This window comes from Bacillus sp. MN7755, from assembly GCF_054771475.1.
In genome coordinates this window covers 99,762-122,988 of sequence record NZ_BTRL01000026.1, presented here as the reverse complement: position 1 = coordinate 122,988, position 23,227 = coordinate 99,762, and the positions used below count along the sequence as shown (strand labels likewise).

24 protein-coding genes are annotated in these 23,227 nt (G+C 36.8%); all 24 read right to left on the bottom strand.

From position 1 onward, the window contains the following. Positions 1–383 precede the first annotated feature (383 nt). The 24 genes from ACYVEC_RS26010 to lepA all read right to left on the bottom strand — a co-directional run bounded on the left by ACYVEC_RS26010 (position 384) and on the right by lepA (position 23,203). Positions 384–1,196, bottom strand: coding sequence for a pyruvate, water dikinase regulatory protein (locus ACYVEC_RS26010; RefSeq protein ID WP_060632300.1), 813 nt, complete (start codon positions 1,194–1,196; stop codon positions 384–386). Between the two features lie 29 nt (positions 1,197–1,225). Further along, a complete protein-coding gene (locus ACYVEC_RS26005; RefSeq protein WP_000583758.1) occupies positions 1,226–1,858 on the bottom strand; it encodes a helix-turn-helix transcriptional regulator in 633 nt (210 codons plus the stop codon). Positions 1,859–1,965: 107 nt separating this feature from the next. After that, on the bottom strand, positions 1,966–2,712 hold the full coding sequence (recO, locus tag ACYVEC_RS26000) for a DNA repair protein RecO (protein ID WP_063222930.1): 747 nt from the start codon (positions 2,710–2,712) through the stop codon (positions 1,966–1,968). Positions 2,713–2,745: 33 nt separating this feature from the next. Then, a complete protein-coding gene (locus ACYVEC_RS25995; RefSeq protein ID WP_000883924.1) occupies positions 2,746–2,889 on the bottom strand; it encodes a YqzL family protein in 144 nt (47 codons plus the stop codon). 175 nt (positions 2,890–3,064) lie between these two features. After that, positions 3,065–3,970: a GTPase Era gene (era, locus tag ACYVEC_RS25990; protein WP_048531222.1), complete on the bottom strand. Its 906-nt coding sequence runs from the start codon at positions 3,968–3,970 to the stop codon at positions 3,065–3,067. Further along, positions 3,963–4,361 (bottom strand): cytidine deaminase, encoded by a 399-nt coding sequence (locus ACYVEC_RS25985; protein ID WP_001086294.1) that lies wholly within the window; start codon positions 4,359–4,361, stop codon positions 3,963–3,965. Before ACYVEC_RS25985 ends, era begins: the two co-directional genes overlap by 8 nt. A 99-nt stretch (positions 4,362–4,460) precedes the next feature. Beyond that, entirely contained in the window at positions 4,461–4,814 is a 354-nt protein-coding gene (locus ACYVEC_RS25980; RefSeq protein ID WP_060632302.1) for a diacylglycerol kinase family protein, read from the bottom strand. Further along, positions 4,811–5,281, bottom strand: a complete 471-nt coding sequence (gene ybeY / locus ACYVEC_RS25975; protein WP_063222929.1) for an rRNA maturation RNase YbeY — start codon at positions 5,279–5,281, stop codon at positions 4,811–4,813. The genes ACYVEC_RS25980 and ybeY overlap by 4 nt, the downstream gene beginning before the upstream one ends. After that, complete coding sequence (locus ACYVEC_RS25970; protein WP_063222928.1) at positions 5,278–7,422, bottom strand: HD family phosphohydrolase; 2,145 nt, start codon at positions 7,420–7,422, stop codon at positions 5,278–5,280. Before ACYVEC_RS25970 ends, ybeY begins: the two co-directional genes overlap by 4 nt. A 193-nt stretch (positions 7,423–7,615) precedes the next feature. After that, positions 7,616–8,575, bottom strand: a complete 960-nt coding sequence (locus tag ACYVEC_RS25965) for a PhoH family protein (protein WP_063222927.1) — start codon at positions 8,573–8,575, stop codon at positions 7,616–7,618. Between the two features lie 3 nt (positions 8,576–8,578). Continuing rightward, positions 8,579–9,778, bottom strand: coding sequence for a sporulation protein YqfD (yqfD, locus tag ACYVEC_RS25960; RefSeq protein ID WP_063222926.1), 1,200 nt, complete (start codon positions 9,776–9,778; stop codon positions 8,579–8,581). Positions 9,779–9,937: 159 nt separating this feature from the next. Further along, complete coding sequence (yqfC, locus tag ACYVEC_RS25955; protein ID WP_000732265.1) at positions 9,938–10,231, bottom strand: sporulation protein YqfC; 294 nt, start codon at positions 10,229–10,231, stop codon at positions 9,938–9,940. 108 nt (positions 10,232–10,339) lie between these two features. After that, positions 10,340–10,783 carry a GatB/YqeY domain-containing protein gene (locus tag ACYVEC_RS25950; protein WP_063222925.1) on the bottom strand — a complete coding sequence of 148 codons (444 nt, stop codon included), beginning with the start codon at positions 10,781–10,783 and terminating at the stop codon, positions 10,340–10,342. Positions 10,784–10,798: 15 nt separating this feature from the next. Next, entirely contained in the window at positions 10,799–10,972 is a 174-nt protein-coding gene (rpsU, locus tag ACYVEC_RS25945) for a 30S ribosomal protein S21 (protein WP_000048061.1), read from the bottom strand. Positions 10,973–11,453: 481 nt separating this feature from the next. Continuing rightward, a complete protein-coding gene (mtaB, locus tag ACYVEC_RS25940) occupies positions 11,454–12,806 on the bottom strand; it encodes a tRNA (N(6)-L-threonylcarbamoyladenosine(37)-C(2))-methylthiotransferase MtaB (protein WP_000108686.1) in 1,353 nt (450 codons plus the stop codon). A 6-nt stretch (positions 12,807–12,812) separates the two neighbouring features. Next, entirely contained in the window at positions 12,813–13,562 is a 750-nt protein-coding gene (locus ACYVEC_RS25935; RefSeq protein ID WP_063222924.1) for a 16S rRNA (uracil(1498)-N(3))-methyltransferase, read from the bottom strand. A gap of 144 nt (positions 13,563–13,706) precedes the next feature. Beyond that, entirely contained in the window at positions 13,707–14,645 is a 939-nt protein-coding gene (prmA, locus tag ACYVEC_RS25930; protein ID WP_063222923.1) for a 50S ribosomal protein L11 methyltransferase, read from the bottom strand. Positions 14,646–14,673: 28 nt separating this feature from the next. Further along, positions 14,674–15,789: a chaperone protein DnaJ gene (gene dnaJ / locus ACYVEC_RS25925; protein WP_063222922.1), complete on the bottom strand. Its 1,116-nt coding sequence runs from the start codon at positions 15,787–15,789 to the stop codon at positions 14,674–14,676. 194 nt (positions 15,790–15,983) lie between these two features. Further along, positions 15,984–17,819 (bottom strand): chaperone protein DnaK, encoded by a 1,836-nt coding sequence (gene dnaK, locus ACYVEC_RS25920; RefSeq protein ID WP_063222921.1) that lies wholly within the window; start codon positions 17,817–17,819, stop codon positions 15,984–15,986. A 26-nt stretch (positions 17,820–17,845) separates the two neighbouring features. Then, the gene (gene grpE / locus ACYVEC_RS25915; protein ID WP_063222920.1) at positions 17,846–18,412 is read right to left on the bottom strand and encodes a nucleotide exchange factor GrpE; all 567 of its coding nucleotides are present in this window, start codon (positions 18,410–18,412) and stop codon (positions 17,846–17,848) included. Between the two features lie 114 nt (positions 18,413–18,526). Then, positions 18,527–19,543: a heat-inducible transcriptional repressor HrcA gene (hrcA, locus tag ACYVEC_RS25910; protein ID WP_060632311.1), complete on the bottom strand. Its 1,017-nt coding sequence runs from the start codon at positions 19,541–19,543 to the stop codon at positions 18,527–18,529. A 133-nt stretch (positions 19,544–19,676) separates the two neighbouring features. Beyond that, positions 19,677–20,816 carry a radical SAM family heme chaperone HemW gene (gene hemW, locus ACYVEC_RS25905; protein WP_063222919.1) on the bottom strand — a complete coding sequence of 380 codons (1,140 nt, stop codon included), beginning with the start codon at positions 20,814–20,816 and terminating at the stop codon, positions 19,677–19,679. Positions 20,817–20,867: 51 nt separating this feature from the next. After that, entirely contained in the window at positions 20,868–21,242 is a 375-nt protein-coding gene (locus tag ACYVEC_RS25900; RefSeq protein ID WP_060632313.1) for a winged helix-turn-helix transcriptional regulator, read from the bottom strand. 137 nt (positions 21,243–21,379) lie between these two features. Further along, positions 21,380–23,203: an elongation factor 4 gene (gene lepA / locus ACYVEC_RS25895; protein WP_060632314.1), complete on the bottom strand. Its 1,824-nt coding sequence runs from the start codon at positions 23,201–23,203 to the stop codon at positions 21,380–21,382. Between the last annotated feature and the right edge of the window lie 24 nt (positions 23,204–23,227).

The following is a 23,227-nucleotide window of genomic DNA, read 5'->3' as shown; positions in this document are numbered from 1 at the left end:
TATTGATGTTTTGCATATTTCTGTATTCTACATCCCTTCTGCGAATCCTTCCATAATGTGCGTTTTCTTGTATAGATTTTGTCGATTTAACGTAATTACATGTCTTTTCGTAAATCCTATCCCTAGTTTATTCTGAAAAATTAAAGTCTAAACGTAAAATATAGGTTTTTATCACAATTTTTTATTATAATATATTTTCTTCAGCTACGCTACATATCCCTTTATTTTTTCATCCTCTATTTCAGGATAACGAAACCCTACCTTTAACATAATAAAAGGACAGAAGAATATAAGTATAACCACTCCGGTATAATCTATTACGAAATCAGCAAGCATTGTGTTTCTCACGAGCGAAAAAAGCACATTCACCTTTGGTAAATGTGCTAAAACATTTTTTGGTTTTGCACTGCATTCACAATAATGTTAGCTGTTTCTTCAATCGCCTTATTCGATACATCAATTACTTGACAATTTATTTTACCAACTACATTCTCAAAGTGATCAATTTCTTCTTTAATACGATTAATATTGGCATATGTTGCACCGTCACTTAGTCCAAGTGATTTCAATCGCTCTTTTCGAATATGATTCAACTTATCTGGCGTAATTTTCAAACCGAAACATTTTTCTTTTGCCACTTGATATAATTCCTCAGGTGGATCCACTTCTGGTACAAGTGGTACATTGGCAACTTTCAAACGTTTGTTATGCGCTAAATATTGAGAAAGTGGTGTTTTTGATGTACGCGAAATCCCAATCAACACGATATCCGCTTTTAAAATACCGCGCGCATCTCTACCATCATCATACTTTACAGCAAACTCAATCGCTTCAATCTTTTTGAAATATTCTTCATCTAATCTACGAACAACACCCGGCTCATATCTCGGTACTTGCCCTGTAATTTCTTCAATTTGATCGATTAGAGGCCCGATAATATCATATGCCTCTACGCCTTCTTTTGCAGCCTCTGTTACTAAATACTGACGCATGTCAGGTTTTACTAACGTAAAACAAATAAGCGCTTGATTGCTCTTAGCAATCGAAATCACTTCTTTTAATGTCCCTGTATCTTCTACATACGGCACACGTCTAATATCAGGAGCAAATGGGAATTGCCCCATTGCTGCTCGAACAACCAAATCAGCCGTTTCTCCGACAGAGTCAGATACGACATATACGATTTTATTATCCATTACATTACCTCACTTTAAACAAATTACACTTATTCGTTATTTACTAAGTTTACAAACGCACGTGTAATATTTGTTTTTGTAATTCGTCCAATCACTTCTAAACCTTGTTTCGTATCTTTTACAACTGGCATCGCATCAATCTGTCTTTCTATTAATTCCATCGCAATATCATATAAAGAATCTTCTCTACGACACATCGCAATGTTTGGCATCCTTGTCATGATAATATTAACCGGAAGAGAGGTTAAATCCTGCTTTCCTAAGCTAGCTCGTAATAAATCTTTACGAGATACAACACCAACTAATAGAGTCGATTGATCTACAACGAATAATGTACCTACATCCTCTAAAAACATCGTACAAATTGCATCGTATACTGATACATTTTTATCAATTACAACTGGTCTAGATTGATAATCTTGTACTTTAATTTTCTTAACAGCTTCAGATAATAGCTGTCCCCCAGTTTTTCCCGTATAAAAATAACCTACGCGTGGGCGCGCTTCTAAATAACCAGCCATCGTTAAAATTGCTAAGTCTGGCCTTAGCGTTGCACGTGTTAATCCCAATTGCGCAGCAATTGACTCCCCTGTAATAGGACCGTGATCTTTTACAATCTGAATGATATGTTCCTGCCGTTTATTCAGCTCTATGATAATCACCACCTTTAATGCACAACGAAAAAAGTTATACTATCTCTTAAATATTATATACTAAATATGCTATTCGAAAAAGATAGGATGTAAAAAGGACCATATACGGCCCCAAATTATATTTGAAACTTATCAAGTTGTTCTAAGAAACGTCTTGATTTCAAATAAATCCCGCAATATTCATCATAATATGTATTCAACACTAAACGCATTTGTTTTTTTGTGCTATCCTTCACTGATACATTGCCAAGTCTATGTAAATCGAAGTGGTAGAAAAGACGTAATAATTTATGAACGGCTTCCCCCACTGGTATACGATACTGATCTTGCTCAGCATGACGCGAGCACAGAAAACCGCCTTCCCGGACAGAGAAGGCGACAAAATCTGTTTCTTGATGACAAATCGCACATGTATCAAAGTACGGGCGCATCCCTAATACCGGAAGCATTTTCGTTTGATAAATTAATGATAATACTTCTGAATCAACACCCTCACACATGTAATGCAACGTTTGATATAACATTTCAAATAAATATGGATTATGTTTTTTATCTTCTGTTGCTTTATCAGTTAACTCAACAATAAATGATGCATAAGCAGTTAAAAATATATCCTCGCGAATTTCTTTCATAGTTGAAATAATCTCGCCTTGTTGCAAAGTTCCAAGTCCAGATCCCATTTGTATAAGGAAATGACCATGTGTCATAAGTTGCGAAACAGATGCTAACCGGCTTTTCGGTTTTTTCGCTCCTCTTGCCATTGCACTTACCTTACCAAGTTCTCTTGAGAATATTGTAACAATCTTGTTCGTTTCTCCGTAATCTGTCGTACGGATAACGATGCCCTCAACTTTTTGAAACATGTTCGTCACCATCCAAGGTTTGAACAAAACGGGTCAAGAAATTGGAGAGTCTAGATGCGCTAGCTCCTCTTCATGTTGATCCATCTCATCGTTTACGTCTTTTTCCATTTCTTTCAAAAGCAAATACGTTTCAATGCTTCCTGTTTTGGAGAAAAACTTCCAGGTAAAATCTAGCATAAGAATCCACCTTTCTCAATAAGCGTAGCCTATAAACCAATTTCCTTTGTTGTTATTAAATTGACCCATTTTGTCCATTTTCATGTGAGAAAAATTTTTCCTAATTTATCAAAACTCATAAAACCAATAATCAGCGGATGAACAAAACATCCGCTGATTACAGCTTTACTCTATTTTAGTACTCGTCTTCGCGGAAACCAAGGTCACGAAGCTGAGACATTTTATTGCGCCAATCTTTTTGCACTTTTACCCATACTTCTAAAAATACTTTAGAACCAAGTAATGCTTCAATATCAAAACGAGCTCTCTTACCAACTTCTTTTAACATCTTCCCTTGTTTACCGATAATAATCCCTTTTTGCGATGGACGTTCAACAACAATCGTTGCATTGATATAAACTGCCCCGCCTTCGCGTTTTTGAATTGCATCGATAACAACAGCCACAGAATGCGGCACTTCTTCACGTGTTAAATGTAGTACTTTCTCACGAATAAGCTCTGCAATAATAAATCTCTCCGGATGGTCCGTTACTTGATTATCTGGATAGTATTGTGGTCCTTCTGGTAAATACTTTTTAATCGTTCCAATTAAAGCGTCCACATTATTACCATCTAATGCAGAAATCGGTACAATCTCTGCAAATTCATGTAGTTTGCGATATTGATCAATTAACTCTAATAATTGTTCTGGATGAAGTTGGTCAATTTTATTAATGACTAAAAATACTGGTTGCTTCGTTTCTTTTAACTTCTCAATGATGAATTCCTCACCACGACCAAATCCTTCGACTGCATTGACCATAAACAGAACGATATCAACTTCTTTTAATGTCGTTTGAGCCATCTTCACCATGAAGTCACCTAGTTTATGTTTAGGTTTATGTATTCCTGGTGTATCAATGAAAATTACTTGTGAATCATTTTCTGTATATACGCCTTGAATTTTATTACGAGTTGTTTGTGGCTTGTCACTCATAATAGCAATTTTTTGGCCGATAATACGATTTAAAAATGTAGATTTCCCAACATTCGGTCTGCCAATAATAGAGACAAAACCTGATTTATAACCTTTTCTATTCATGTAAATCCTCCGCTAAAAATGCTCCTGGTAACAATTCTCCGACCGTTGTCTCTTGAACGTCACCATGTAAATTTGACAGGTATACTTTCGTATCCTGTTTACATAATTCTACCATAACTTGTCGACATGCTCCACAAGGAGGTACTGGACGCTTTGTATCCGCCACAATCGCGATAGCTACAAACTCTTTATCTCCTTCAGAAACCGCCTTAAATAAAGCTGTTCTTTCTGCACAGTTACATAGGCCATATGATGCATTCTCAACATTACATCCACGATACACTTTTCCATCCTGTGTTAATAATGCTGCACCTACTTGAAATTTAGAATATGGTACGTACGCTTGTTTACGCGCTTCGATTGCTTCTTGAATTAATTGTTTACTATTCATATTCCCGCATCCTTCCTGTTCACAGCTGTGAATAGATACACTCTCTTATTAAAGGCCTTTACGGCACTTCCAAAGCTTAATAAAAACTTTGGAATGCAACTATACCACATACGGTAAAAAGATAATAGCACCAATTATAACAGCTATTATAGCAAACAATAAAACTGCTCCCGCTGCGACATCCTTTGCAATTTTCGCAAACGGATGTATATCGGTAGTCGCTAAATCTACGGTTTTTTCCACAGCTGTATTTACCATCTCTAAACTCATTACAATTCCTATTACAATAAGTAATACCATCCACTCTACTTTCGTAATATGGAAATAAAAGCCGCAGCATATAACAATGACTGCGGCTAAATAATGAATTTTCATATTTCGTTCATGACGAAGGCAAAAGAATACACCTGCTATAGCATACCCAAAACTATCTATAAGTTTTCCTTTTTTCATCGCCCTAATCCAAATGCATCTAAAATTTCTTTCTGTCTTCCAAACATTTCTTTTTCATCCTCTTCTGTCATGTGGTCATAACCAAGTAAATGTAAAAAGCCATGTAACGCTAAAAAGCCAAGTTCACGATCAAAAGAATGTCCATACTCTTCAGCTTGTTCTTTCGCTCTCGGAATAGAAATAATAAGGTCACCTAACATACGCGGCATCTCTACACCTACAATTTCCATTTCCCCTTCTCCCATTTCTTCCATAGCAAAGGAAATGACATCAGTAGGCTGATCCTTATCTCGGTAATCACGATTAATCTCGCGAATGCGTTCGTTATCTACAAATGTCACTGATAACTCCGCACCATCCTCTATTTTTTCCATTTGAGCTGCTTTTCCTAATATTTCACGAATTAAATTCACATATTCTTCTTTCACTTCTTCTGTTTCATCAATGAAATCAATTAATAAACTCATTCTTTCTCCTTCTCTTCCGGTGGTTCCGGATATGTAATACGCGAATGGAAAATACCATTTAACGTTTCACATAACGTTCTTCCAACGATTTGTAGTTCCTTAAATGTCAAATCACATTCACTAAATTGCCCATCTTGCAGGCGATCTTTAATAATACTTTGTACTAAATTATTAATTTGATCTGGTGTTGGGTGATTCATAGAACGTACCGCCGCCTCAACACTATCAGCGATACCAACGATTGCCGATTCTTTAGAAGTTGCTTTTGATCCCGGATAACGGAACATCTCTTCTGTATATTTTTCTTTATCTTCTTTAATCGCCTTATAATAAAAATATTTAAGGAGCGTTGTACCGTGATGTTGTCCAGCAATATCAATAATTTCTTGCGGAATATGGTATTCTTCGAGCATCCTTACTCCATCAGTTACATGAGCAATGATAATCTCTTTACTCGTCACAGGATCTAATTTATCATGTGGGTTTTCAATTCCCATCTGGTTTTCAATAAAGAATTGCGGTTGTACTGTTTTTCCTACATCATGATAATATGCCCCTACACGTGCTAATACACCATTTGCTCCAACTGCTTCACAAGCCGCTTCAGAAAGATTCGCTACCATTACACTATGATGATATGTTCCTGGTGCTTCTAACAAAATTCTACGCAAAAGCGGATGATTCGGACTTGATAGTTCCATAAGCTTCATGCTTGACACAATTCCAAGTCCACTTTCTAAATAAGGTAATATCCCCATGGCTAAAACGGAAGAGATAATCCCTGAAAGTGAAGCCATTAATAATTGCGTACCAATTTCAAGAGGTGAAAAATTCCCATTACGTAATAATAATAACGCCGCCAAGACGACTACATTTAAGATAGAAACAAGTATACCAGCTTGCAAAATCATCGTACGACGATTTTTTTCTCTTAAGAAAATACTCACTGATAATGAACTTAATAACACATAAATACCTACACTATAATTCAGTGTACTTGTTACCCCTTCATTAAACATAATACTTCCGCACACAGAAAAAATCATACTTGTTAAAAATACAAATCGATCGCCAATCATTAGTTTTACAAGTATTGTTCCCATCGCAACCGGGACAACATACGCAATTCCTGCATATTCAAGCTTTTGAAACAAACTAATAATTTTCATTAAAACAATCGTGATAGACAAAATTGTAATATACGCTAAAATATACGGTCTATCTTCTCTTTTCCGCTGTAAAAATACTTCAAACTGCTTATGCATAAAGTATAATAACACACCAATGAGCACCGCTAATCCAACATAAGGTTGAAAACTATTACCTTTCTCTAATAAACCGACTAATTTCAACTGATTATACATATCACTTGAAATTGTTTCGCCTTCTCTAACAATAACTTGTCCTTGAAGAATATAAACAGGTGGGACTAAATCCTCTTCCGCTTTCTTCTTCTCTTTCGTTACAACCGGATCATAAAAATAATTTGCTGTAATCGCATATGATCCTAGCGCATTAACAGCTTCCTTCAATCCGCTATTCACATTAAGGCTTTTCATTTCATTAACAAATCGCTCTTTTGCTGCTATTTCTTCGGACATTTTAATATTTCCACCCATAATAACACTAACAGACGTTAAAGCCGCGTTCTTTGCTAATTCTAGTTGATCCGGTTCTGAATTAATAAAGTACAGTAAAATCTCATCAGATAATTCCTTTGTTAAATTAGATGGCAACTTCTTCTTCAACTTTTCTAATTTATTAGCATCGGTCATCTTTTTTTGCTCTTCAGGTCCAGCAGCTTTCATCTCCTGAATTACTTCATTTACCTTGGCAAAAACATCATTTACAATATCTACTCTATTTTGTTTATATTCACTTCTATATGTATATTGATCCCCGACTTTTTGAGCGGCCTCTTGTTTTTTTCTGTCCGTTATAACCTTATCTTCAATTTTAATAGGAGAGTGAATTGTTTTTTTCGCAATAGAATACATATCAACATCTAATTGCTCTGGTTTCACATTATTCATAAGTGCAAAAAACAGCACTGCTCCTAATAAAACGTAAGAAATCCAACTTAGTTTTTTCGAATGTTGTAAATTACGAAACCACTTAGAAATTTCTTGAGATCTTAACATGATTTCAATACCTTCTCCTCTCCAGAAATAAAGTGAAACTATTTATAGCTTTCATTTCTTCTAGCTAACGATACTTTTAGGTAACATTTTTATACACCAGTACCTATAGTTTATTTCTCTTATCTTTTATGATAGTAAAAAATATGCCGTTCGCCAACCTTAATACAAAAAGAAATGACCCTGACAAATAGGATCATTCCATTTTATCATATGCCTCAATAATACGTTGCACCAGTGGATGCCTCACAACGTCCGTTTGTTCTAATGTAATGAACGAAAGACCTGATACACCAGATAAAATGTTAGAAGCTAGCGAAAGCCCTGATTTTACCCCTTTTGGTAAATCTACTTGTGAAGGATCTCCCGTAATAACCATTTTAGAACTAAAACCTAATCTTGTTAAAAACATTTTTATTTGTGCACCCGTTGTATTTTGCGCTTCATCTAAAATAACAAATGAATCATCGAGCGTACGCCCTCTCATATAAGCAAGAGGCGCGATTTCAATTACACCTCTCTCCATCATACGCTGCGTATATTCTTGTCCAAGAATATCGTGCAGAGCATCATACAACGGACGTAAATACGGATCTACCTTCTCTTTCAAATCCCCTGGTAAAAAACCTAAACTTTCGCCTGCTTCTACAGCCGGTCTCGTTAAAATAATTTTCTTTACATACCCTTGCTTTAAAGCTCTCACAGCCATTACTACAGCTAAGTATGTTTTCCCAGTCCCAGCAGGTCCAATTCCAAATACAATGTCATTCTTCTTCATTGTATGAATGTATCTTCTTTGCCCCATTGTTTTTACACGAATGGATTTACCTTTTGTCGTTTTAAAGATTTCTTCTTCATATAACTCTTCAAATTGAGCAATTTTCCCTTGTTGTGCGAGCTGAATTGCATACGCAACATCTCTTTCTGTAATTGACACACCTTTTCGAATAACAACAAGTAATTGCTGTAAGATTTTTTCTACGAGTGTCACAGTTTCAACTGCTCCAGATGCATGAACAGTTTCACCTCTAGTTACAATCGATACATTCAGTTCCCGTTCAATTACTTTTAAATGAGCATCATTGACTCCAAAAAGAGCGATTGCTTCGTTAGTATTTTCCAATTGTTGGTTCATTTCTACTAATTGTTCTGCCATTACTCAGTCTCCTTGAATATCGGATTCGGATATTGGTTGTGGCTCTGCAATATTTTCAATCACAGTATAATGCAATGTGACTTTTAGTTGATCCGCCTCAACCTCTTTACTCAAAATCTTATCACTTACAATCATAGCATGTTCATCCAATTTTTTCTTTAGTTCTTTTTCAGCCATCTCTTTTGCTACTTTCATTGCCTGTTTTTCTGTATATTCCCGGTTCGCTTCTTCCTCTTCTCGCACTATATCCTTTTCGTATGCAATCGGTAGTGTAAAACCAAATAATTTCACATCATGCTTTACACTTTCCGTACGGGAGCGTTTATACTTATCATGTTGAAATCCCCATATTTTTATTTTCGTACTCCCCAATTTAAGGTAATGCTCATTATACGTATTACCAGTATATACTTGAAATTGTGTCTTCAGTGGCACATTCACATTAGATGTATACCACGTTTCACCATATACAATACCTTTCGCCGAAACAATCGTCTGACTCTCCTCATTACCGTATACCCCCGATACGAGAAGCTGCCCTTTTTCTACATGATCATTTTTTAGAACGACTGGTTTTCCTACTTCAACAAATGTTTTTGTAACAATCGCTTCTTTTTTTGCCACTAAATTTTGCGGTCTTTGTTCCTTTTCTTTTTTCGGCTCATTTTTTTCAACAATTTTAAAGTGGTACGTCGTTCCCCTTATTTCTAGTCCTGCCCAAGTAATCGCATTAATATTGTCTGTCAAATGACGTTGTACATCTTCTACACTAGGCATTTGGAATTGTAATTTTCCTTTTTTAATACCCATTTTGTCCAATTCTTTCATTAATATATATTCTGTTTCAGGTTTCGCTCCTGTAATTTCAATTTTCCAAACCATATTTGATAATGCAATCATGCCAAAAAAGAAAATTAAAAAACCAATTAAGAATCCACTATTTTTAATTAAGCGCTTATTCAAAAAAGGAAAACCGTAACGCCCAATAAAGTATAATTTACATTCATTTTTTCTATAAATCGGCTTGATTTTTTTCACATCTCGTAATAACATACAAAAAACTAACGTTTCATCAGCAATCTTCTTAACGTCCCAAACTAATAATTTTCTACGTACACATTCGTTAACGAACCGTTCCGCTCCTCTACCTTCAATTCGTACCTTTACATATCCAAGCCACTTTATAAACCATTTATTTTTCATCTACTGCCTTCACTACCTTTCCAAAAGTAGACACACTACTTTTCACTTTAATTAGCAAAATAGCTCGTACGAAAATGAAATACAAAGTTTTATTGTCCATAAATAGTAGGGTCAAATTGTTAGAATAAAGAAGAAAAACTTCACATACGGAAGTTTCCCTCACTTCTCTTTCTTTTCGTCTTCTAAAAATGTCACTTGCTCAATTATCCCTTCCAGCAAAAGTTCTTCCGGAAGGATTGTTTTAATAACAAAGGACTGTCCCTTAATTAATAATTGACCATGCTTTAACAACAATCTTACTTCTTTATCTGAAAACACTAATAAACCTCGATGATTTTCTATATAGATATGCACTTGCCCAACAAGCGTGATCCGAGGTAGATCCATTAGCACATCCACTGGCAGGTCTATTTGCTTCGTTAACCAATTCTTCATTTGTTCTAATTTTTTCATCTCAAAAGACCCCCTCTCATCCCATATGTATGAAAAAAGAGCTTGTAATATCACGTCCAAACTGAAAAAAAGCATAAAAAAACGTCTCATACGAAATGAGACGTTTTTTTATGCTAATAGCTGGATAACCAGCTTATTCACAAGTGATCCGTCTGTTTTACCTTTTACTTTCGGCATAACAGCAGTCATCACCTTACCCATATCTGCTTTAGAAGTAGCACCAACTTCAGAAATAACTTGCTTAATTACATTCGCTAATTCTTCTTCCGTTAATTGCTCTGGCAAATATGCGCTTAAAATCCGAATTTCACTTTGCAGTTTATCAACAAGGTCTTCACGACCAGCTTTTTTAAATTCAAGGAGGGAGTCCTTATACTGTTTTACTTCACGAGCTAAAACTGTTAATTCCTCTTCTTCAGTAAGAGTATGTTGCAGTTTAATACCTTCATTTTGTAAAGCAGCCTTAACCATACGAATGACGGTTAATTTTTCTTTTTGTTTATTCTTCATCGCTTGTTTCATATCATCGTTTAAACGACCGAGAAGACTCATAACTTACACCCTCTCTTAGAATTTACGCTTTCTTGCCGCTTCAGATTTCTTCTTACGTTTTACACTTGGTTTTTCATAAAACTCGCGCTTTCTTGCTTCAGCAAGTGTACCAGTTTTAGAAACCGATCTTTTAAAACGGCGAAGTGCATCCTCCAAAGACTCGTTTTTACGAACGACTGTTTTTGACATTCTCTTTCCCTCCCTCCGAAACATCACACTTACATACTAACTTCAGCATGCAAAAAGAAACACTTCTTCAGCATGTCTTTTACGATTATAATACATTTTATCACTTCAGGTCAACTATTTGGCAGAATAAAAGAAGAATAGATGCTCTTCCTTTTTCAAAAACTATGCAGATGGCTGTTATTCTTTTACCTGAAGACAACTATATTTTGGTCATTACACCTTTTTTCATACAGGAATGTACGAAACAACTACTCATTTCATACCTTTTCAGTACTTAACGTCTCCACTAAAAAAAGAAAGCATGCAAATCGTTTCCGTTTGCATGCTTTCTTTGCCCGCTATTTGCCAGGCAGTAAGACCCCCACTCAAAATTCAGCGAAAACAAAGAAGTTAGGTGGGGATCGTGCTGCCCGTAAAAGCCCGATTGGTGAGGGCTAATAATCAGCGGGGGGATGAATCCTACGCTGATTACAGTTTCACTTTATGCGCTTGCTGATTCTTTTTTCACATCATCTTCAAGAACACGAACAAATTGCGCTTCATTATATGGATAACCAGCTTTCGTGATTTTCACTTTCACTAGTTTACCAATTAATTCTTCTGACCCTTCAAATACAATTTTCAAGTAGTTATCTGTATAACCTACATATAATCCTTCACGGTCGCCCTCTTTAAATTGCTCTTCTGGAATAATTTCAAGTACTTCGCCTTCAAACTGTGACGCATACTCTTTCGCTAATTGATTAGATAGTTCAATTAAACGGTGAACACGATCGTTCTTCACATCTTCAGGAACTTGATCTTCCATGCGTGCTGCAGGTGTTCCTGTACGTTTTGAGTAAGGGAACACGTGTAACTCAGAGAAGCGATTCTCTTTAATGAAATTGTATGTTTCCATGAATTCTTCTTCTGTTTCACCTGGGAAACCAACGATTACGTCTGATGTAATCGCAAGACCTGGTAACGCTTCTTTCAAACGATCTAAACGCTCTTGGAAGAATTCCATCGTATACTTACGACGCATACGTTTTAATACAGTATTAGATCCAGATTGCAACGGAATGTGTAAGTGACGTACAACTACTTCAGACTTATCTAACACTTCAATTACTTCATCTGAAATCTGACTCGCTTCAATAGAAGAAATACGAAGACGTTTTAATCCGCCTACTTCCGCTTCCATATCACGAAGTAACCCAGCTAAATTATAATCTTTAATATCTTCACCGTATCCACCTGTATGAATACCTGTTAATACGATTTCTTTATATCCTGCATCTACTAATTGCTGTGCTTGTTTAATAACTTCTTTTCCATCACGCGAACGCATTAAACCACGCGCCCAAGGTATAATACAGAATGTACAGAAGTTATTACAACCTTCTTGTATTTTTAAAGATGCACGTGTACGATCCGTGAAATAAGGTACATCCAGTTCTTCGTATACACGTGTTTTCATAATGTTGCGGACAGCATTAATTGGTTGACGCTCTTTGCGGAATTCTTCGATGTATCCTAACATCTTTTCACGATCCTGTGTACCAACTACAATATCTACACCAGGAATCGCCATAATTTCCGCTGGAGATGTTTGTGCATAACATCCAGTTACACAAATAACTGCATCCGGATTTTGACGAACAGCACGTCTAATAACTTGACGACTTTTCTTATCTCCCGTATTCGTTACTGTACACGTATTAATAACATATACATCAGCTTTCTTTTCATATTCAGTTCTTTCATATCCACCTTGTTTAAACAATTGCCAAATGGCTTCTGTTTCATAGTGGTTTACTTTACAACCTAACGTATGGAACGCAACAGTTGACATTGATCATCACCCCATCAATTCAAAATGATACGAAGCAGCACTTAACGCGTATAACGGCGCCGTTTCTGTTCTTAAAATTCTTGGTCCTAAACTACATGGTACAAATTTATGTTCACGAAGCGCTGTAATCTCTTCCTCAGCTAAACCGCCTTCTGGGCCAAATACAATCAATAGCTTCTGACCTGGTTTCATCATCGTTAAAGCTTTCGCAAAATTAGATTTCTCGCCTTGTTTCGCTTCCTCTTCGTAAGCAACAAGACAAACATCATACTCACCACTCATTGAAAGCAATTGTTTAAACGATGCTGGAGCATGTACTTCTGGAACTTCACTTCTATGTGATTGTTCCGCAGCTTCTTTCACAATTTTTCTTAAACGCTCAACTTTTTTATCAGCTTTTTTCGCATCCCATTTTACGATAGAGCGAGATGCTTGAAATGGTAAGAATGCAGCTGCCCCAAGCTCTGTTCCTTTTTGGAAAATTAACTCTAGCTTGTCTCCTTTTGGCAGTCCACTTGCAATCGTCACGAAAACAGGAAGTTCACTTGACGCCTCTCCCCATTCTACAATAGCCGTATTAATAAATTCACTGGTAATTTCATCAATTGAACATACTGCTGTTTTTCCGTTTACACAGCAATAAATGTGATCACCAGCTGACATACGCATCACTCTTGCGATATGATGTACGTCATCACCTACAATGCGAATACTTGTCTCATTTACATATTTCTCTTCTACAAAATAACGTTGCATATAATCACCTTAGTAGAGTTTCGTTCCTTTCGTAAGTCAATACTTACGAAAAGAACGAAACGTTATCATTTTTCATATAACAAACGGCAAGTCCCTCACCTTATAGTGAGAGACTCTCCTTTTCATTATAGACTAAAATCTATATTACGCATTTCGTGCAATAATTGCTACCCAATCTTCCATTCGTAACACTTCTTCAATTGTAAATCCAGCTTTTTCTAGCGCCTCAGAAATCACTTTTTCCTTCGCAGCAATAATGCCCGATGTAATAAATAATCCGCCTGACTTCACAACTCTTGCTGCATCTTCAGGGAATAAAAGAATAATTTCTGCTAATAAGTTAGCTACGATTAAATCAACAGGACCTTCAATACCCTCTAAAAGACTATTCTGTCCAACAGATACGATATCATCTGTTTTATTTAAACGTACATTCATTTCTGCACTTTCAACCGCAACCGGATCTAAATCATATGCTTGAACAGAAGCCGCACCCAATTTTGCTGCTGCAATACTCAGTACACCAGAACCTGTTCCTACATCAATGATAGCGTCACCTGGCTGTACTGTTTTTTCTAAAGCACGGATACACATCGTTGTTGTTGGATGAGTTCCTGTCCCAAACGCCATACCTGGATCTAATTCAATAATTTTTTCTTCCGGAGAAGATGGTGTATATTCTTCCCACGTCGGTACAATTGTGAATGTATCAGAAATTTGTACTGGATGGTAATATTTTTTCCAAGCAGTAGCCCAATCTTCTTCATTGACTTCGTTAACGGTAATATTTCCAGTACCAATTTCGATGTCGTAAGATGGAAGCACATCAATAGATGATTTTACACCTGCAATTGTCTCCTGTAAAGAATCCGTTTGCGGGAAATATGCTTTTATTAACACACCTTCCTCCGGGTATTCATCTGGGTTCAATGCATAAATTTCACCATATTGTTGCTCGCGCTCTTTCGTCAACTCCGCCGGGTCCTCAATCGCAACTCCACTAGCACCAGCTTCATGTAAAATATGAGAGACAGCTTCTACTGCTTCTTCTGTTGTATGAATACTAATTTCTGACCATTTCACAATTTACCAACTCCATTTTTTATTTCCATTATTCCCCTTTGAAAGCACGTTTAAGCTTTCCGAATAAACTATCATCCTGCTCTTCTTGTCCTGCAAATTCACGTAATAAATCTTTTTGATGTGAAGTTAATTTCGTCGGTACAACAACACGCACGACTACATATTGATCCCCTTGACCATATCCACGTACGTTCGGAGCACCTTTTCCTTTTAAGCGGAATTCTGTTCCTGTTTGTGTTCCTGCTGGAATTTTCAGCTTCACTTTACCATGAACAGTAGGAACTTCCACTTCAGCACCAAGTGCCATTTGCGCAAACGTTAATGGCATTTCACAAATAATGTGATCTCCTTCACGCTCAAAGAATTCATGACTTCTTACATGAACAACAACATATAAATCTCCTGCTGGCCCGCCATTTACGCCCGCTTCACCTTTTCCAGATACACGAATTTGTTGACCGTTATCGATACCCGCTGGAATTTTAACGTTGATTTTTTTATGTTTACGAACTTTACCAGAACCGTGACATGTCGTACATTTTTCTTTAATCATTTGACCAGTTCCTGAACAATGCCCACAAGCTTGACGGTTTACAATACGACCAAATGGTGTATTTTGCTCTACACTTACTTGCCCTGATCCTGAGCAATGTTTACATGTTTCTTTTGAAGTTCCTGGTTTTGCTCCGCTACCTTTACAAGTATCACATGGATCTTCTACTGGAATCTCGACATTTAACTCTTTACCAAAAATAGCTTCTTCAAAATCTAAAGTAACTTGATATTGTAAGTCAGCACCTTGACGTGGAGCATTTGGATCACGACGTCTGCCGCCACCACCGCCAAAGAATGAACTAAAGATATCTTCGAAACCGAAGCCTCCGCCGAAGTCTCCTCCGCCGCCAAAGCCACCAAAGCCTTGATTTGCACCAGCATGACCAAATTGATCGTATTGCGCGCGCTTTTGATCATCACTTAATACTTCGTATGCTTCTTGTACTTCTTTAAACTTTTCAATTGCATTTTCTTCTTTACTTACGTCTGGATGGTATTTTTTAGCCAAACGACGATACGCTTTTTTTATTTCATCTTTTGAAGCACCCTTGCTAAGCCCAAGGACCTCATAATAATCTCGTTTACTCATAAATTTACAACCCCCGAATCTTTCACATAAACGTAATTTTAACACCGAAAGAAAGTGCTTTGCAACAAAGTTTCCTTACTTACAGTATGCAAAATAAAAAACTTAAGATCCTCACACATTCCTTCTCATTCATACAAAAAGCCAAAGCCAAGGCACGCTTGACTTTGACTTTTTGTCATCTTACTTATTTATTATTACTTATCTTCTTTTACTTCTTCAAACTCAGCGTCTACTACATTGTCTTTCTTCGCGCCAGCATCTTGTGCTCCTTGTGCACCTTCTGCTTGCCCTGCAGCTGCTTGAGCTTGCTCGTATAATTTAACAGTTAATTGTTGTACGATTTCTTGTAAAGCGTCTTTTTTCGCACGGATTTCCTCAAGCTCGTTCTTCTCAATCGCAGCTTGTAATGCTTCTTTCGCTTCTGTTGCTTTTGCAACTTCAGCCGCATCCACTTTACCTTCTAAATCTTTTACAACTTTATCTGTTTGGAATACAAGTTGGTCAGCTTCGTTACGAAGTTCAACTTCTTCCTTACGTTTTTGGTCAGCGTCAGCGTTTGCTTCTGCTTCTTGTACCATACGATCTACTTCTTCATCAGAAAGACCTGAAGAAGATTGGATTGTAATAGCTTGCTCTTTGCTTGTTCCTAAATCTTTCGCACGTACGTTAACAATACCGTTCGCATCAATATCGAATGTTACTTCGATTTGTGGAATACCACGTGGTGCTGGTGGAAGGTCTGTTAATTGGAAACGACCTAATGTTTTGTTGTCAGCTGACATTGGACGCTCACCTTGTAATACGTGAATGTCTACTGCTGGTTGGTTATCAGCAGCTGTTGAGAATACTTGTGACTTACTTGTTGGAATTGTAGTGTTACGCTCGATTAATTTCGTGAACACGCCACCCATAGTTTCAATACCTAAAGAAAGTGGAGTTACATCTAATAATAGTACGCCTTCTACATCACCAGTAAGTACGCCACCTTGAACTGCAGCACCTAATGCTACAACTTCATCAGGATTTACACCTTTATATGGTTCTTTACCAGTCTCACGTTTAATAGCTTCTTGTACAGCTGGGATACGAGTAGACCCACCAACAAGGATAACTTTATCTAATTCACTTGGAGCAAAACCAGCGTCTTTTAATGCACGACGAGTTGGCTCTAACGTTCTTTCAACAAGACTTGCTGAAATCTCTTCGAATTTCGCTCTTGTTAATGTTAATTCTAAGTGTAATGGACCAGCAGCTCCAGCACTAATGAATGGTAATGAAATTTGTGTTTGTGTTACACCAGAAAGATCTTTTTTCGCTTTTTCAGCTGCATCTTTCAGACGTTGAAGTGCCATTTTATCTTGGCTTAAATCAATGTTATTTTCTTTTTTGAATTCAGCTACTAAGTGGTCAATAATAACTTGGTCAAAGTCATCTCCACCAAGACGGTTGTCACCAGCAGTTGAAATAACTTCGAATGTTCCGTCTGCTAACTCAAGGATAGATACGTCAAATGTACCGCCACCTAAGTCATATACTAAGATTTTTTGCTCTTCATCTTGTTTTTCTAAACCGTAAGCAAGCGCTGCTGCTGTTGGTTCGTTAATGATACGCTCAACTTCTAAACCAGCGATACGACCAGCATCTTTTGTTGCTTGACGTTCTGCATCGTTGAAGTATGCAGGTACTGTAATAACAGCTTTCGTTACTGTTTCACCTAAGTATGCTTCAGCAGAAGCTTTTAGGTTTTGTAAAATGATTGCAGAAATTTCTTGTGGTGTATAATCTTTACCTTCAACTTCTACTTTGTAGTCTGTACCCATATGACGTTTAACAGACATGATTGTATTTGGGTTTGTAATTGCTTGACGCTTTGCAACTTCCCCAACTTGACGCTCTTCATTTTTGAAAGCTACAACAGAAGGTGTTGTACGGTTTCCTTCTGGATTTGGGATAACCTTTGGTTCTCCACCTTCCATAACAGCTACACAAGAGTTTGTTGTACCTAAGTCAATACCGATAATTTTACTCATGGCGAATCCTCCTACTTTTATGTAAATTATTGATTTACTTTTACCATTGATGGGCGAATCACACGGTCTTTTAGTTTATAACCTTTTTGGAATTCTTCAACTACCGCGTTTGATTCAAATTCACTGTCTTCCACTTGCATAATAGCTTGGTGTTCATTAGGATCAAACTGTTTACCAACAGCTTCAATCACTTCCACACCTTCTTTAGCCAACGCTTCTAGCAATTGACGATGCACCATTTCCATACCTTGTAATAAGGATTTCGTTTGCTCATCACTTGCTTCCACTTGCATCGCTCTTTCAAAGTTATCAAGGGCTGGCAAGATGTCTGAAACTAGACTTTGCGCTCTATATTTTTCAGCAGCCTGTTTATCCATTTGGACACGACGCTTATGATTTTCAAAATCAGCTTGTAGACGTAATGTGCGACCTTCCGTTTCCGTTAGTTTCGCTTGTAACTCATCTACTTTTTCTTGTAAAAGAGCAGCCTCACTTTTTTCTTCTACAGTTTCTTCACTGTTTTCTGGCGTGACAGCTTCTTCAACTTGCGCTTCTTTTACTTCTTCTACCACTTGTTCGTTACGCTCTTCCACAATATTCACCTCCTTAAAAGGTATTAGTTATCATGCATAGCATGATTACCTAAGTATTATATATTACACACAGCAATGAAAATTCCATTACTTGAGCGAATGTATTACTCTCATTTACTTTTTAAGTCCATCAGTAAATTGTCTCGTAAATAACTGCAACAAACTAATTACACGAGAGTATTGCATTCTCGTCGGACCTAAAATAGCAATCGTTCCAAGCTGCTCTTCTCCAATCGAATACGTTGCAGAAATTAAACTACAATCTTCCATGGCTGTCGCAGAGTTTTCCCTACCAATTTTCACTTGAATACCGACTTGTTTATGACGCAAAATATCATAAAACTCAGCTTCATTATCAATCATCGTCAGCAAGGATCTTACTTTGTGAATGTCATGGAACTCTGGTTGCGAAAGCATATTTGCTTTTCCTCCAAAGTATATCTTTTCCGATAACGGAACTTGAAATGTACCATCTAACATTTTTATTGCACTATCGTAATTATGAACATACCCACGTAAAACTGTAACAATCTCCTTAAAGATTTTATTATGCAGTTCTTCCATCGGTACACCCGATAGCTTTTCATTTAAAATATTAACCATTTTTTCTAAATCTGATAAATCAACAGATTCCGGAACGGTAATCGTTTTACTTTGTACATGCCCTGTATCAGTTACAATAATAGCGACTGCAGTTTGACGATCAAGCGGCACAATTTGTACATTTTTAAGTTTATTTGTGCTTAACTTCGGTCCAAGAACAATGGCCGTATAATTCGTAAGTTCTGATAGAATTTGAGCCGATTGCTGTGCAATTTTTTCCGCTTCAAAAATTCTTTCAGCAAATAAATCTTTAATTTGTACAATTTCAGCTTTCGGTAAGTTTTGCGGCGCTAAAAGATGGTCTACATAAAATCGGTATCCCTTCTCAGAAGGAACACGGCCAGAAGAACTGTGCGTTTTTTCAATAAAACCTAATTCTTCTAAGTCCGCCATTTCATTTCGAATAGTAGCTGAACTAAATGTAATTTCATCTTTTTTAGCCAACGTTCTAGAACCAACCGGCTGCGCTGATCCAATAAAGTCATCAATAATTGTTTGTAAAATTAAGAGCTGACGTTCCGTAAGCATCTCATCATCACCTCTGTTAGCACTCTTTGTCTTCGAGTGCTAAATCTATTAATAACTTACCAAAATTGACATTCAATTGTCAACGGAAACGTCACGAAATAATGAAACTTTTTCACGTTTATAGAACATTTATTTAATCAATCAAAAATGACTGGAACACTTCATTCCCTAATAATTTTCCTTTTCGTGTTAAACGCACGTATCCGTCTCCCTCTTCAAGCAACCCTTGTTCTTGATTACTTTGCAACTGCTTCGCGAAAACTTGATCCATCTCCATATCAAATTTCTTTTGGAACGCCATTTTAGATACACCTTTTGTTTTTCGAAGCCCTAAGAACAGTTCTTCTTCCATTCTTTCTTTCTCCGTCACTGCGTGGACGTCTAAATATGGAAAATCCGTTTCATCAATTTTATTGAAATATTGCTTCAGTGGCCCTACATTTTGGATACGTTCTCCATTTACATAACTATGAGCCCCAGCTCCAAATCCATAATACTCTTCATTATTCCAGTATGTGAGATTATGTCTACTTTCATTATCACCTTTTGAGAAATTGCTAATTTCATACTGCTTATAACCATGTTTCTCCATTTCATCCATTACCATTTCGTACATTTTCGCTTCGTGATCTTCACCTGGAAGACGTAATTTCCCCTTATTCATTAAGTTATAAAACACTGTTTTCGGTTCCACAATTAATGAATATGCCGAGAAATGTTGTACACCAAGCGTAAAAGCAATATCTAATGTTTCCTTTACGTCTTCTATCGTTTGTCCTGGCAAAGCATAAATAATATCTATATTAATATTTTTGAAGCCCACTTCCTGTGCTTCTCTAATCGCTACAAAGGCATCTTCCCTTGTATGTTTGCGACCAATTTTCTCAAGCAGTTCATCTCGAAATGTTTGCACACCAAAACTAATTCTGTTCACTCCACCTTCTAGCAATACGTTTAACTTCTCTTTCGGCAAGTCACCTGGATTCGCTTCAAATGTTAATTCACAATTCGGAGCAAACGGACGCAAACGACGGTTAATAATATCGAGTAGCTTTTTTGTCTGTTCCATATTTAACGCTGTCGGAGTTCCCCCACCAACAAAAATCGTTTTCATACTATCAAACGGTACTTTTTGAACCGTGTTTATTATTTCTTTCTCTAGATAATCTAAATATTGATCAACCGGTTGGCGTTCAATGAACACTTTATTAAAATCACAATAGTGACAAATATGCTGACAAAACGGAATATGAATATATGCAGCTTGTACCAAATATAACTCCTACCTTTCTAAAAAGAAAACCTCCGCACTCGGGAGGGTTCTTTACTTCTCTAACGTATTACGAATTTGTTCCATTCGCATTTTTCCCCAATCATACATCATTTCAACGATTGGTAAAAGCGACATGCCTAATTCCGTCATATAATACTCCACTCGTGGAGGAATTTCTGGGTATACTGTTCGATCAACAATCCCATCTTCCATTAACTCTTTTAATTGGTTCGACAAAACTTTATGAGAAATGTTTGGGAATAATCGTTGTAATTCACTAAAACGATGAGGCCCTTCTACACCAAGATGCCACAGTATCACAACTTTCCACTTCCCGCTAATAATAGAAAGGGTTAATTCCTTTTCACAATTAAAATTACCATTTTGTATCTTCTCATGAATATCTTTTCGAATATTTTCGGACATTAACAAACTCCTAACTCTGTATGAACTAAAAAGCATCTCTCACTATTGTAATTGAGAGATACTCAGATGTCTAAAAAGTAATGATACAAAAAGAGAAGCCGTATAAACGGCTTCTTTTTTTATATAACAAGTAAATATTAGTTGTCATCCATTTTCAGTACAGCCATGAACGCTTCTTGCGGTACCTCTACAGAACCAACAGACTTCATACGTTTTTTACCTTCTTTTTGCTTATCAAGAAGTTTACGCTTACGAGAAATGTCACCACCATAACATTTTGCAAGTACGTTTTTACGCATCGCCTTAATTGTAGAACGTGCTACAACTTTGTTCCCGATAGTCGCCTGAATCGGCACTTCGAACTGTTGTCTTGGAATTAATTCTTTTAATTTTTCTACGATTACTTTACCGCGGTCATACGCTGAATCACGGTGTACGATAAATGATAAAGCATCCACTTGTTCATTATTTAAAAGAATATCCATTTTCACAAGTTTAGATGGTTTATAACCAATTAACTCGTAATCAAATGATGCATACCCTTTCGTATTTGATTTCAACTGATCGAAGAAATCATATACGATTTCTGATAACGGGATTTCATACGTTAATGTAACACGTGTTTCATCTAAATATTGCATATCAATAAACGTTCCACGTTTACCTTGGCAAATTTCCATTACAGCTCCAACATAGTCATTGGGAACCATAATTGAAGCCTTCACAAACGGCTCTTCTACACGATCGATAGACTGTGGATCTGGCATATTAGATGGATTATCAACAATAACATCTTCACCGTTTGTTAAATAAACTTTATAAATAACACTTGGCGCTGTTGTAATTAAATCAATCTTAAATTCACGTTCAATACGTTCTTGAATGATTTCCATGTGAAGAAGTCCTAAGAAACCACAGCGGAAACCAAATCCTAGCGCTTGAGATGTTTCTGGTTCAAACTCAAGTGCAGAATCATTTAACTCTAATTTTTCTAACGCATCACGTAAGTCGTTGTAACGCGCAGAATCAATCGGATATAAACCACAGAATACCATTGGGTTTAATTTACGATAACCTGCTAACGGCTCTGCAGCTGGACGTTTCGCGTGTGTAATCGTATCACCAACACGTGTGTCACCAACATTTTTAATCGATGCTGCTAAGAAACCTACATCACCTACTGTTAACTCGTCACGTTGCGTAGTCTTCGGTGTAAATACACCTACTTCTGTTACTTCAAATTCTTTACCAGTTGCCATCATACGTACTTTATCGCCAACTTTTACCGTCCCATTTACAACACGGATATAAGCAATTACACCGCGATACGGATCATATAAAGAGTCGAAAATCATACATTGTAACGGATCTTCTGAATCACCTGTTGGTGCTGGTACTTTCTCAACAATTTGTTCTAAAATTTCTTCAATACCAATCCCAGCTTTTGCTGAAGCAAGTACAGCTTCTGATGCATCTAAACCAATTACATCTTCTACCTCTTGACGTACACGCTCCGGGTCTGCACTTGGTAAGTCAATTTTGTTAATAACCGGTAAAATCTCTAAATTATTATCAAGCGCTAAGTATACGTTCGCTAACGTTTGTGCTTCAATACCTTGTGCTGCATCCACTACAAGAATTGCGCCTTCACAAGCCGCTAAACTACGTGATACTTCGTACGTAAAGTCGACGTGTCCTGGTGTATCAATTAAGTGAAGAATATATTCTTCACCGTCTTTTGCTGTATAGTTTAATTGTACTGCGTTTAATTTAATTGTAATACCACGCTCACGCTCTAAATCCATAGAGTCAAGCAATTGAGCTTTCATTTCACGTTGTGTTAACGCGTTTGTTTTCTCTAAAATACGGTCTGCTAACGTTGACTTTCCGTGGTCAATATGAGCAATGATAGAGAAATTACGAATTTTGGACTGTCTTTTTGCTCTTTCTTCTTTGTTCATCTATGTTCTCAACTCCTAATAGTC